Origin of the sequence: Gelidibacter sp. (assembly GCF_039916245.1) — a bacterium.
Classification (GTDB): domain Bacteria; phylum Bacteroidota; class Bacteroidia; order Flavobacteriales; family Flavobacteriaceae; genus Gelidibacter.
Window position 1 is genome coordinate 13,411 of the sequence record NZ_JBDSLS010000103.1, and the last position, 13,347, is coordinate 26,757.

12 protein-coding genes are annotated in these 13,347 nt (G+C 36.7%); 11 read left to right on the forward strand and 1 reads right to left on the reverse strand.

Features of this window, described 5'->3' with window-relative positions; genetic code table 11:
- The first annotated feature begins 1 nt into the window (after position 1).
- The 4 genes from gldL (at position 2) to ABIQ28_RS05020 (ending at position 4,606) form a co-directional block, all read left to right on the forward strand.
- Entirely contained in the window at positions 2 to 637 is a 636-nt protein-coding gene (gldL, locus tag ABIQ28_RS05005; protein WP_348035763.1) for a gliding motility protein GldL, read from the forward strand.
- A 41-nt stretch (positions 638 to 678) separates the two neighbouring features.
- Positions 679 to 2,217 carry a gliding motility protein GldM gene (gene gldM / locus ABIQ28_RS05010; RefSeq protein WP_348035765.1) on the forward strand — a complete coding sequence of 513 codons (1,539 nt, stop codon included), beginning with the start codon at positions 679 to 681 and terminating at the stop codon, positions 2,215 to 2,217.
- Between the two features lie 69 nt (positions 2,218 to 2,286).
- The gene (gene gldN / locus ABIQ28_RS05015) at positions 2,287 to 3,186 is read left to right on the forward strand and encodes a gliding motility protein GldN (protein WP_348035767.1); all 900 of its coding nucleotides are present in this window, start codon (positions 2,287 to 2,289) and stop codon (positions 3,184 to 3,186) included.
- 373 nt (positions 3,187 to 3,559) lie between these two features.
- On the forward strand, positions 3,560 to 4,606 hold the full coding sequence (locus tag ABIQ28_RS05020; RefSeq protein WP_348035768.1) for an FAD-binding oxidoreductase: 1,047 nt from the start codon (positions 3,560 to 3,562) through the stop codon (positions 4,604 to 4,606).
- A gap of 56 nt (positions 4,607 to 4,662) precedes the next feature.
- Here ABIQ28_RS05020 and ABIQ28_RS05025 read toward each other — a convergent pair whose 3' ends face one another.
- Positions 4,663 to 5,055, reverse strand: a complete 393-nt coding sequence (locus tag ABIQ28_RS05025) for a DUF983 domain-containing protein (RefSeq protein WP_348035770.1) — start codon at positions 5,053 to 5,055, stop codon at positions 4,663 to 4,665.
- An 84-nt stretch (positions 5,056 to 5,139) separates the two neighbouring features.
- On the opposite strand from ABIQ28_RS05025, the gene ABIQ28_RS05030 reads away from it, so the two are divergent.
- From ABIQ28_RS05030 to ABIQ28_RS05060, 7 genes are all read left to right on the forward strand, one after another.
- On the forward strand, positions 5,140 to 7,047 hold the full coding sequence (locus ABIQ28_RS05030; RefSeq protein ID WP_348035772.1) for an ABC-F family ATP-binding cassette domain-containing protein: 1,908 nt from the start codon (positions 5,140 to 5,142) through the stop codon (positions 7,045 to 7,047).
- A 7-nt stretch (positions 7,048 to 7,054) separates the two neighbouring features.
- On the forward strand, positions 7,055 to 7,237 hold the full coding sequence (locus tag ABIQ28_RS05035; RefSeq protein WP_348035773.1) for a CPXCG motif-containing cysteine-rich protein: 183 nt from the start codon (positions 7,055 to 7,057) through the stop codon (positions 7,235 to 7,237).
- 90 nt (positions 7,238 to 7,327) lie between these two features.
- Positions 7,328 to 8,599 carry a DUF2851 family protein gene (locus ABIQ28_RS05040; RefSeq protein ID WP_348035775.1) on the forward strand — a complete coding sequence of 424 codons (1,272 nt, stop codon included), beginning with the start codon at positions 7,328 to 7,330 and terminating at the stop codon, positions 8,597 to 8,599.
- 42 nt (positions 8,600 to 8,641) lie between these two features.
- On the forward strand, positions 8,642 to 8,869 hold the full coding sequence (locus tag ABIQ28_RS05045) for a PspC domain-containing protein (protein WP_348035776.1): 228 nt from the start codon (positions 8,642 to 8,644) through the stop codon (positions 8,867 to 8,869).
- Between the two features lie 249 nt (positions 8,870 to 9,118).
- On the forward strand, positions 9,119 to 11,191 hold the full coding sequence (locus tag ABIQ28_RS05050; protein ID WP_348035778.1) for an amino acid carrier protein: 2,073 nt from the start codon (positions 9,119 to 9,121) through the stop codon (positions 11,189 to 11,191).
- A gap of 15 nt (positions 11,192 to 11,206) precedes the next feature.
- On the forward strand, positions 11,207 to 12,100 hold the full coding sequence (locus ABIQ28_RS05055) for a helix-hairpin-helix domain-containing protein (protein ID WP_348035779.1): 894 nt from the start codon (positions 11,207 to 11,209) through the stop codon (positions 12,098 to 12,100).
- Between the two features lie 16 nt (positions 12,101 to 12,116).
- Positions 12,117 to 13,283: an acyl-CoA dehydrogenase family protein gene (locus ABIQ28_RS05060; RefSeq protein WP_348035781.1), complete on the forward strand. Its 1,167-nt coding sequence runs from the start codon at positions 12,117 to 12,119 to the stop codon at positions 13,281 to 13,283.
- Positions 13,284 to 13,347: the final 64 nt, after the last annotated feature.

Here is a 13,347-nt window from a genome sequence, read left to right on the forward strand (position 1 = left end):
TATGGCACAATCAAGAGCAAGAAAAAGAATTATGATTATGACTTATGGCCTAGGTGCGGCAGTAGTAATCTTAGGTGCATTATTTAAAATTATGCACTGGCCTTATGGAAATCAAATGTTAATCATCGGTTTAATTACAGAGGCAGCAGTATTCGCGGTATCGGCATTTGAACCTATTGACGATGATTTGGATTGGTCATTAGTATATCCCGAATTAGCAGGTGGACCATCATTAAATAAAAAAATAGAGCAACCTAAAGACGCAGAAGGACTTTTATCTAAAAAATTGGATGCATTACTTAAAGATGCAAAAATTGATGGCGAATTAATGGCTAGTTTAGGCAACAGTATTAAAAACTTTGAAGGTGCTGCTAAAGGAATTAGCCCAACGGTAGATTCAATGGCTGCGACTAGAAAGTACGGTGAAGAAATGTCATTGGCTGCGGCACAAATGGAATCATTGAACAGTCTTTATAAAGTTCAGATGGAATCTGCAAGTCGTCAGGCTGCAATCAACGAAGAAGCTGTTGAAAATGCAACGAAACTTAAAGACCAGATGAAATCTTTAGCGTCTAATTTATCATCATTAAATGGTGTTTATGGAGGCATGCTTTCTGCAATGAACAGAAACAACTAATTAGTAGAATTATACAAATCAACCACTAAAACTAATTAGAAATGGCAGGAGGAAAATTGTCCCCAAGACAAAAAATGATTAACCTGATGTATTTGGTGTTTATCGCAATGATGGCACTTAATATGTCGAAAGAAGTGCTTTCTGCATTTGGGTTAATGAACGAAAGAATCAGTGATTCTAATGCATCGGCAACGGTTCGGAATGCGGCATTCATGCAAGGTTTAGCAGATAAGGTTGAAGAGCAACCAGCTAAATACCAACCAATAAAAGCTAAGGCGGATCAGATTGATAAATTATCAAACGAATTTAATACCTATTTAGAAGGTCTTAAAACTGGAATGCTGAAATCAGTTAAAGATCCTACTAAATATGAGGAGATGGACAGAACTGATCATTTAGATGAAAAATTGTTCGTCGGTGATAATATGTCTAAAGAAGGTCAGGAGTTTATAAATAAAATCAAGACTTATAGAGAAGGTGTTATCCAAGTGTTGGGCGAAGGCAATCAAGACATTCAAGCTGATATTATTAAGAAATTTGCAACTGATGATGTGAAAACATCTGAAGGTATCACTAAAGGATGGTTAACCTATCACTTTGAAGGCTTCCCAATGGTAGCTTCATTAACCAAGCTTACACAAATGCAAGCGGACGTTAAAACGATAGAATCTGAAGTATTATCGTCCATGTTGGCCGGTGAGCAGGTAAAGCAATTGTCTATGAGAAATTATTCAGCAATTGTAATTCCTGAGAAAACTGCATTTTTTAGCGGTGAGAACTTTAAAGGAAAAGTTGTTCTAGGTCGTTTTGACAACACTCTTAATTTTGAAAATGTTGTTATTAACGGTAATAAATTAGAGAATATCCAAGCTGGACAAGTTGTGCTTGATTTCCCTGCAGGAGCTGTTGGTGAAAGAGAGATTAAAGGCACTTTGCAGTTTAAAGAAGGCAATGAAATTGTTGATATTCCTATTGTGAGTAAATATGCTGTAGTTCCTAAACCAAACTCCGCTACTATTTCAGCAGATAAGATGAATGTGGTATACCGTGGTGTACCTAACCCAATGACCATTTCTTTTGCAGGTGTTTCTGATAATAATGTAGATGCTTCTGCTCCAGGATTGGTAAAAGGATCAGGCGCTGGTAAATACACTATGAATCCAGGTGCCGGTAAAGAAGTTACTATTAACGTGACAGGAACATTGCCTGACGGTTCTAAAGTTAGCGACAGATCGACTTTTAGAATCAAGGATATTCCGAAGCCATCTGGTACAATTGCGGGTCAACCTGACAACGTGAGCTTGCCAAAAGCCAACGTAGAAATTGCTACTGTTGATGCTAAATTATTCGATTTCGATTTCGATTTAGATATCAGCGTAACGTCATTTAAAATTAAAGTTCCTGGTCAACCAACGGTTACTGTAAACGGAAACAAAATGAATGACCAAGCAAAAAATGCCTTGCGCAAAGCTTCAAGAGGTGATGCGGTACAGATTTTTGAAATCAAATCACAGATCAAAGGAAATACCAGCATCAAATTGCTTCCAGCGTCACCGGTATTTATTGAAATATCAAACTAATATACTATTGGTATAGTTGTAACTTTGAAAATGCTAATGAAGGTAATGTCCCAAATAATAATTAAAAATATGAAATTGAAATATTGTTTATTAACCGTTTTAAGTATTGGCTTCGCCGTAAGTTCCTTCGGACAAGCGAACTTGCTCAATGCGAAGACACCCGAAGAAATTGGAGTGAAATCTGAGGCCCAAAAAGCTTTGGATAACGACAGGCCGCTTGAATACGGTTATGTTGATGATAGAGATATCATGTTTTCAAAAATGACCTGGGAAAAAGTAGTTCTTGATGAGCGCGTAAACTTTCCTTTATATTATCCTATTGACACCAATAACATCGGTGCCAATCGCCGTTCTTTATTTGACGTATTATGGAAAAATGTAAGAGAAGGGAAGATTGAAAACGTTTATGATGACTCTTATTTTACGGTTAAACGTCAATTAAAGGATATTCAAGCTACGATGTCAAAAGTTGATACTTTAGATATTGGATACCAACAGTACAACTCCGATGGGTTTGTATCGCCAGAATATATCATAAAAAGAGATATTCAATCGTATGACATCAGTGCCTACCTGATCAAAGGATTATGGTATTTTGACAAGCGTCAAGGTGAATTAAAATACAGACTTTTAGGAATTGCACCTGCTGCTGCCGACGTTAACTTTATTGATTCTGATAATGAAGCCAACAAGGAACCCATTGCCTTATTTTGGGTGTTCTATCCAGAAGTAAGAAATGTGTTGCACGAAGCCAAGGCTTTCAACAACCAAAACAGTGCGATGCCTTTTTCATACGACCATATATTGAATTCAAGACGATTCAATGGTTATATGTATAAGGAGGAAAACGTTTTTGGAGATCGAGAAGTTAAGGAATACATCGCTGAAAATGCATTAATGCAACTCATGGAGTCTGATCGCATCAAAGACAAGATTCGTAATTTTGAACAAGATATGTGGGCATATTAGTAAATGCTCATTAGTATAATTGGAACGCTCACTTTTTAAGTGGGCGTTTTTTATTTATACTTTTTTACATTAGAATCATTGTTGTCCGATTAAAGTTGCCTTGGTCTTCTAAGAATAGTGATCAATAAAGTTCTTTCAACGTTTCTGATCCTCAATCTCCTTCATTTCTCGGTTTTTGAAAACTATTTCTAAAACATCTTAATCCATTCTAATTATGAATTTCACAGCCCATATTTTCAATTAATTACGTGTTTAGTCTTTGTTCTTGGTTCTATCAGCGGAGCGGTCTTAATTCTTTTCCGGAGAATAGTGATTTGGAATATTGTGAGAACGTATTAAAATAATTTCAAGAAAGAAGAGTATTTTTGTAACCATGAAAGAAGTTGATTATATCATTGTAGGTTGTGGATTGGCCGGTATCTCTTTTTGCGAAGAGCTAAGAGCGCATGACAAGTCCTTTGTAGTGTTTGATGATCACTCTCAACAATCATCCATAGTTGCAGCAGGCTTGTACAATCCAGTCATCTTAAAACGATTTACGGGCGTTTGGAAAGCCAAGGAGCAATTGGATATGGCCAGTGCGTTTTATGAACACTTGGAGAAGTTATTGGGAGTAACTCTCGATTATAAATTACCTGTTTATAGACGGTTTGCTTCTGTAGAAGAACAAAACGAATGGTTCAATGCTTCTGACAAACCTATGCTGGAAAACTTTCTATCTCCAAAAGTCATTAAAAATGATAACGCATTTATTGATGCGCCTTTTGGTTTTGGAAAAGTTTTGGAAACCGGCCGCATTGATACTTCCGCTTTATTAAAACACTACAAACTGTTTTTGAAAACAATCAACAGTTATAGCACTGAAACTTTTGATCATGCGACGCTAATATTTGATGACGACTCGCTCATCTATGAAAATATCAAGGCCAAGTACATTGTTTTTGCTGAAGGCTTTGGCATGGTTAAAAATCCATTCTTTAAAAATCTTCCACTTAATGTTGCCAAGGGCGAGGTATTAACCATCAAAGCTCCGGATCTGAAAATTGATTTTATTTTAAAATCCTCTGTGTTTTTGGTTCCTGAATTGGATGATCACTATTCGCTAGGCGCTACTTATAACTGGGAAGATAAAACCAATAAGGTTACTAAAGAAGCAAAAATCGAATTGGAGGAGAAGCTAAAAGAGCTTATCAGTTGTCCTTACGAAGTCGTGGATCAGGTGGCTGGAATTCGGCCTACGGTTAAGGATAGAAGACCTTTAGTTGGAACCCATCCAGACCACAAAAATATGGCCATTTTAAATGGTTTGGGAACTCGCGGGGTAATGATCGGACCGTATGTTGCTAAACAATTATTCCAACATTTAGAAAATGGATCTCCTTTGGAATCTGAAATAGATATCAAACGCTTTCAGCCTTAGGAAATTATTTAAATCCTCGATTGAGAATATTGTGAATTTTGAAAAAAGCCAGTAAACTATTTTTCGACTTTTTTGGCCCAATCCTTATCGTAGTGAATAAATAAGTTGATCCAAATAGTTCTGGATCCCCGCATAATGATCGGCATAAACACAACAAGGGTGGCCGTAATGGCAATGAATGCAGTGGTTAAGGTGGAGCCGATAATGTAATAGCTTATGACGAATGCTGCCACAGCAAAGGCAATACCAACGCCATAACTAACATACATAGATCCAAAAAAGAACGAGGGTTCCAAACGGTATTTGGTTTGACAATGGGAACATTTTTCGCCGATTTTCAGAGTATCCATCAGCGCATACGGGTTTGGGTTAATATACATTGATTCCTCATTGCACTTCGGACAGGTGCCAGTTAAAATACTATACAATTTACTTCCTTTTTTTATCATGGTTTTTGATTACTTTTGCATTTTCAAATAAAAAACAAAATTAAGATTTTTAAAATCAATGTTTTGTAAAAATACTTACAAATAATGCTCAACATACATAATCTTTCTGTTTCTTTTCAAGGCGAATACCTTTTTGAAGATATTACTTTCCGGCTTGGTGCTGGCGATAGAATCGGTCTTATCGGAAAAAACGGTGCTGGTAAATCGACCATGCTCAAAATCCTTTCTAAGGAAATGGAACCAGATTCTGGCCAAATTGCAGCCGACAAAAATTTAAGTATTGGATTTCTAAAACAAGATATTGATTTTGTTATCGGCAGAACCGTACTTGAAGAAGCTTATGAGGCATTCACTGAAATTATGGAATTGGAGGCCAAAATAGAAGCTATTAATCATCAATTGGTAGAACGCACAGACTATGAAAGCGAGGTTTACCATCAACTCATGGTCGATTTGAGTGATATTCAACACCAATATGAAATCATCGGTGGTTATAATTATCAAGGCGAAACAGAAAAAATCCTCCAAGGTTTAGGTTTTAAGCGCGAAGATTTTGATAAGTTGACCGATACGTTTTCCGGTGGATGGCGTATGCGTATTGAACTTGCAAAATTATTACTCCAAAATAATGACATTCTGCTTTTGGATGAGCCTACCAACCACTTGGACATTGAGTCCATCATTTGGTTAGAAGGGTTTTTGAAGAATTATATTGGAGCCGTGGTTATCGTATCGCATGATAAGATGTTCTTGGATAATGTGACCAACCGCACTATTGAAATCTCACTTGGTAGAATTTACGATTATAAAAAACCATACTCACAATATTTAGTGCTTCGTAATGAACTTAAAACGCAACAATTAGCTTCCCAAAAAAACCAGCAAAAACAGATTGAGCAAACTGAAAAGCTGATTGAAAAATTTAGAGCGAAGGCATCTAAAGCGACGATGGCACAATCGCTTATCAAAAAGTTGGATCGTATGGATCGGATTGAGGTGGATGAGGATGATAACAGTGTCATGACGCTGAATTTTCCAGTATCTATAATTCCAGGTAAAGTCGTGGTTGAAGCCCATCATATTTCTAAAAAATATGGCGACCTGCAAGTTCTTAAAAATATTGATTTGAATGTGGAACGCGAAAGCAAAATTGCTTTTGTAGGTCAGAACGGACAAGGAAAATCTACTTTGGCAAAAATCATTGTAGGTGAATTGAAGCACGAAGGCCAGATGAAACTTGGCCATAATGTTCAAATTGGTTATTTCGCTCAAAATCAGGCAGAATATTTGGATGGCAATAAAACCGTGCTTGACACCATGATTGATGCAGCCAACGAAAAAAATAGAAGCAAGGTGCGTGATATTTTAGGATCTTTTCTATTTAGAGGCGAAGAGGCTGAAAAATACGTAAGAGTTCTTTCGGGAGGCGAACGTAACCGTTTGGCTTTAGCTAAATTATTATTGCAACCTTTGAATGTGCTTGTCATGGATGAGCCTACCAACCACTTGGACATTAAATCTAAAAATGTCTTGAAAGAAGCGTTAAAGAAATTTGAAGGCACCTTAATTTTAGTATCGCACGATAGGGATTTCCTTCAAGGCTTGACCAAAAGCGTTTATGAGTTTAAAGATCAAAAAATCAAGGAGTATCTAGGCGACATCGATTTTTATTTGGAACAACGTAACGTTGAGAATTTACGTGAAGTTGAAAAACGTGATGTCATCAAAGAAGAGCCCAAAGAAACCAATAAGCAATCCTACGAAGATCAGAAAAAACAAAAGTCATTAAATAACAGGTTGAGCAATGTTGAGGCTAAAATAAGCCAACATGAAAAGGACATCAAAGCGATGGATGTGAATCTGGCAGCAGATTACGATAAAACCGTTGCTGATCCAAAGTTTTTTGACCATTATGAAACCAAAAAGAAGAAATTGACTAAGTTAATGGCAGAGTGGGAAACCATTCAGGAAGAACTTGAACATATAAGTTAAAACCATTATGGAAGAACATTTTTTTCAATGTCCCTATTGTTGGGAAGAGATTTCAATGCTCATTGATTATTCTGTTCCGCACCAAAGTTATGTCGAAGACTGCGAGGTGTGTTGCAATCCCATTCAAATTACCGTTACAGTTTCTGATGGTCAACTTGAAGCTTTTTCTGCAGAAAGTATTGAACAATAGTCTGTTGCTGTAATTCAGTTAATGCCTCCATTTCGAAATTATCTTTAGACACGTGTAAAAGCAATTCATTATTATGCTAATTTTAATGATATGCAAGAGAACTTTCTACATTACGTTTGGCAATTTAAGAAGTTTGACACCGCTCATTTAAAAACGACAACGGGTGAGGCCATCGCTTTGCTCAATAATGGACAGTATAATTTAAATGGAGGTCCAGATTTTTTCAATGCACAACTTAAAATAGATGATCAATTATGGGCAGGTAATGTGGAGATCCACATTAAATCGAGCGATTGGTATGTCCATAATCATGAATTAGATGCGGCCTATGACAATGTCATCCTTCATGTGGTCTATGAACATGACACGGATATTTTTAGAAAAGACAATTCCAAAATTCCCACTTTACAATTAAATGATTTAATCCATAAAAATGTTCTCCATAACTATCAAAAGTTGTTGATGACGCCTTCCAAATGGATCAATTGCGAAAATGATATTGCCGAAGTCGATGATTTTTTGATGTCCAATTGGCTAGAGCGTTTGTATATTGAACGTCTCGAACGAAAATCGAGAGCCATCAAAATCTTATTAAAGTCTTCAAAAAACGATTGGGAAGGTGTTTTATTTAAGCTTTTGGCGAAAAATTTTGGTCTAAAAGTAAATGGCGATGCGTTTTTTAGTATGGCTAATTCTTTTGATTTTTCAATAGTCCGGAAAATGCAATCACAACCTTTACAATTAGAAGCTTTGTTTTTTGGACAATTTGGATTGTTGGAAATAAATATTGAAAATGCCTATTATTTGAATTTGGTTAAAGAGTATCAATTTTTAAAACAGAAATTTAAGCTGTCCAATGATCAAGTTTTACCACTTCAGTTTTTTAGATTAAGACCACCAAATTTTCCGACCATTAGGCTGTCTCAATTAGCAATGCTTTACCATCAGCATCACAGTTTGTTTGCAAAGATTATGAATGCAGAAACAATTGAACCTTTATATGAACTATTCCACGTCACAACCTCTGAGTATTGGAATACCCATTTTACCTTTGAAAAGTTATCGCAGTCGTCGAAAAAATCGCTGACTAAGAGTTTCGTTGATTTGTTGTTGATCAATACCATTCTTCCGCTAAGATTTTGTTATCAGCAAAATCAAGGTGGAAACGCTGCAGAATCCAGTCTTTTGATGGCACAAAAAATTGCATCTGAACAAAATGGAATTATTACAGCCTTTAATAATCTAAGGCCTATGTCAAACTCATCTCTAACATCTCAAGCCTTGATTCAGTTAAAAACAGAGTATTGTGACAAGAACCGATGTATGAGCTGTGCCATTGGAAATTCGCTCTTAGTCAAATAGAATCTATACACTACAAATACTAAAAAAATAGTAACTTGCAGCATGAACATTTTTTATAGAGCTTTATTATATTTTCAAAAACGCGGGTACTACGTTTGTCAACGTATTGCAGACAGATTGGGCATTAGAGCCAAAGTAGTCCGTACCACGTTTTTGTACCTTACCTTTGTGACCCTTGGTTTTGGGTTTGCTTTGTATTTATTTATTGCATTTTGGATGCGAATCAAAGATTTAATTTACACGAAACGTTCTTCTGTTTTCGATTTGTAACGCATACCTTCTTTTATACCATTAAGAGTTTATCTACTTCATAAAAAAACCTATCAGATAATGAAAATCGAGTTTAAAGAGGTTCAAGGATTCTGTTTAGGTATCCTTAAAATCTTGTAAATTAAAGGCACTATAAAATATTGATTCGCCTAATTTTCTTTTTAACGGGCAAATTTTTATAAAATCAATTATTTTTAGCATCTTGTGGTGTTTTTTAAACAATTATAACTAACCACATAAAATTTACTTATGAAGAACTATCTTCTTGCTCTATTTAGTACACTATTACCAGTTTTGATTTTTGCCCAAGATTTTAACATTAAAGGAGAAGTATTAAACCCTTCTACTAATATTAATGACGGGGTTATTAGTGTAACTGTAACAGGAGGTGTTCCTCCTTACACTTTCAGGTGGAGCAATCATAGTACACCTTTAAACTCGAGTGAAGCGACAGGTCTGACCGAAGGAGTGCCATATACTGTGATTGTTACTGATGCTGTTGGAGATAGTAAAACGGCAGTCTATACAGTAAAAAGCCAAGCCATTACCGAAATTTTTAACGGGATAATGACCCCTGCAGTTGCTGCTTTAGGCGGCGTTTTGTTTTGGGATCCATTTGCCGCTGTAGGTATTTATGATCCGGTTGTATATGCTGATCTTAAGCTAATTGGTGTTCCAGATTGGATTAGTGGCATAGAAAATAAGTATGTGCTTAAGCAATGGCTGAAACCGGAAGGTGCTGAAATTGCCAAAAATGATGCCATCGCTATCATAACGGATAAAGACGGAAAAGAGATTACAGTAAACTCAGATGTAAGAGGGAAGCTGAAGCATCTTCTTGCCGAAGGAAAAACCATTTATAATTCTGATAATAAAAAGCACGTCATTGAGGAAGGGGCGCACAATTTCGCTCAAGTAATTTATGATAAACCCTTAGTTTTAACCCACCCTAACGGAGATCCTCTGACCAAACCGATTCCCTTTATTGTGATTTGGTTAGTGTTAGGAGCTGTGTTTTTTACTATAAGAATGGGCTTTATCAATTTCAAAGGATTTAGACATGCGCTCGATTTGGCTCGTGGCAAATATGATGATCCTGATGCTCCAGGTCAAGTAACCCATTTTCAGGCCTTAGCTACAGCGGTTTCAGGTACTGTTGGTTTGGGCAACATTGCTGGGGTTGCTGTTGCGGTATCTTTGGGTGGTGCAGGTGCAACATTCTGGATGATTGTATGTGGATTGTTAGGAATGTCAACAAAGTTTGTGGAATGTACCTTGGGTGTGAAGTATAGAGATATTTTACCTGATGGTCGTGTATTTGGTGGTCCAATGAATTATTTACGTTACGGACTCGAAAAGCGTAATATGAAGGGCTTTGGTAAAGTTTTAGCTGGTGTATTTGCAGTGTTAGGTGTTGGTGCCTCTTTTGGCGGAGGAAATATGTTCCAAGCCAACCAATCTTTTGAGCAGTTGGCCGGTCAATTTCCATTTATGGTTGGTAACGGTTTTTGGTTTGGTATTGTTACAGCCGTTTTAGTGGGTGTAGTAATCATTGGAGGCATCAGTAGTATAGCGAGAGTAACAGGAAAAGTAGTTCCGGTTATGGCCTCTATTTACATTGTTGCGTCTTTAACCGTTATTATTATGAACATCCAAAATATTGGTCCTGCGTTTACCGCTATTTTTGATGGTGCTTTTAGTCCGTCGGCATTAAAAGGTGGCGTAATAGGTGTTTTGGTAGTAGGTTTTCAGCGGGCAGCATTCTCAAATGAGGCCGGTGTTGGTTCGGCAGCAATAGCACATAGTACAGCAAAAACCAATAATCCACCATCAGAAGGTTTTGTGGCCTTGTTGGAACCGTTTATTGACACGGTTGTAGTTTGTACATTGACTGCATTGGTGTTGATTTTTACAGGAATGCATGAAGTAGAAGGTATGGCAGGTGCACAATTAACCTCTGATGCCTTTGGAAGTCAAATTTCTTGGTTCCCATATGTTTTGGCATTGGCGGTATTTTTATTTGCATTTTCGACAATGATTTCATGGTCCTATTATGGAATGAGAGCTTGGACTTACTTATTCGGAAAAAGTAAAAAGGTGGAATTCGCCTATAAAATGTTATTCTTGGTTTTTGTGGTTATTGGTGCCTCTGTAAGTTTAGGAGCTGTTCTCGATTTCTCAGATATGATGATTTTGGCGATGGCTTTCCCTAATATTATAGGATTGTACATTATGTCAACAGAAGTCAAGGTTGATTTAGATGCTTATGTTAAAAAATTAAAAGCCAATCTGCTTTACAAAAAGCAGGAGACACATAAATAAATAAATAAATATATTATGTCATTTAAATCCCATTTCAGGTTTTCTAACAGTCAACGGAATGGGGTTTTTTTATTGGCTATGCTCATCGTTGTCTTTCAATGCATTTACGCTTTCGTTGATTTTTCTTCGGAAGAACTACAGGCAGATGCAAAAGCCTTGCAAAAATTCAGACAACAAGTCGATTCATTAAAAAGGGAAGATGCAGATAAAAATAAACCGAAAGTCTATCCTTTCAATCCCAATTATATTACAGATTTTAAAGGCTACACGCTCGGAATGTCCACCGATGAAATTGACCGATTGTTGGAATTTAGAGAAAAAGATCAATGGATCAATTCTGCAAAACAGTTTCAGGAAGTTACCAAGGTTTCAGATTCCTTATTGGATGCATTAGCGCCATTATTCAACTTTCCAGAGTGGGTTACGAATTCCAAGCCAAAAAGCAATTGGGTTGATTATTCTAAAAATCCAAGTCAAAACTCATTTCGAGCAAAAACCAACGATCAAAAAATAGATTTGAATACGGCCACAGCTCAAGATTTACAGAAAGTAAATGGCATTGGCGAAAAGCTCTCCGACAACATCATCAAATATCGTAATAAGTTTAAAGGCGGTTTTATTTCAGAAATCCAACTTCAGGACATTTATGGATTGTCACCAGAAGTCATCGAACGTGTCAAAAATGACTTTGCAGTTAAAACCCCAAGAGCAATTGAAAAGATCAATCTCAATACGGCTACAAAAGACCAATTGGTCACAGTTCAGTATATTGATTATGAAATAGCGCACTATATTATTGAGCAAAGAACATTGAGAGATGGCTATAAATCATTTGATGAGTTATTGAAAGTTAAAAACTTCCCCGTCCAAAAATTTGATATAATTAAGTTATATTTGACCCTCAATTAAATGAAAAAGAAAGCATATGAATAGCATGTACTTCACCGAAGAACATCAACTTTTTAGACAAAGTTTACAGGATTTTTTGAAAAAAGAAGTCGTCCCTCACATTGATAAATGGGAAAAGACGGGAACGATTGACCGCTTTATTTGGAAAAAGTTTGGGGACATGGGCTTTTTTGGAATCAATTACCCTGAAGCTTATGGTGGCCTAAACTTAGATTTATTTTACACCGTAATTTTTCTTGAAGAGTTACAAAAAATAAACTCAGGCGGCTTTGCAGCTGCGATGTGGGCGCATGCTTATTTGGCCATGACCCATCTTAACATAGAAGGCAGTCATGAAATCAAAGAAAAATATTTGACACCAAGCATTGCTGGCGATAAAATTGGTTGCCTGTGCATTACCGAACCATTCGCTGGAAGTGATGTTGCAGGAATGCGCACCACAGCTGAAAAAGTAGGTGATACTTATGTTATTAATGGCTCCAAAACATTTATTACCAATGGTATTTATAGCGACTATTTGGTGGTTGCCGCTAAAACCGATCCTGAAGCAGGACATCATGGGATGAGTATTTTTGTAATCGATAGGAATACCCCAGGAATTTCGGCGACCAAACTTGATAAGTTAGGATGGAGAGCGTCAGATACTGGAGAAATCGCTTTTAATAATGTGACCATTCCAGCCGATCAGTTGATGGGCGAAGAAGGTAAAGGGTTTCCATACATCATGCAGCATTTTGCTTTAGAGCGTTTGATCATGGGTATTAATGCGCATGCAAGAGCCGAACATGCCTTAGAATATGCGATTCAATACATGTCAGAGCGCACTGCTTTTGGCAAAACCATTGATAAGTTTCAAGCCTTGCGTCATAAGGTAGCCGATTTTTATACGGATATGGAAATTTCTAAAGAATTCAATTATTCTGTAGCCTATCGCTTAAATAGAGGAGAATATGTGGTTAAGGAAGCCACCATGTCGAAATTGCATTCTACCAAAATGGCTGATGAAGTCATTTATGGCTGTCTTCAGTTTTTGGGTGGATATGGCTATATGGAAGATTATCCACTGGCACGTATGCTTCGTGATAGCAGACTTGGACCAATAGGAGGGGGCACTTCTGAAATTTTGAGAGAAATTATCGCTAAAATAGTGATAGATAAAAAAGACTATAAAGCAGCTGAGTAATATTCTTAGTCACTATTTTGGCGAACATTCAGCCTAAATTATCGCTAAAATAGTGATAGATAAA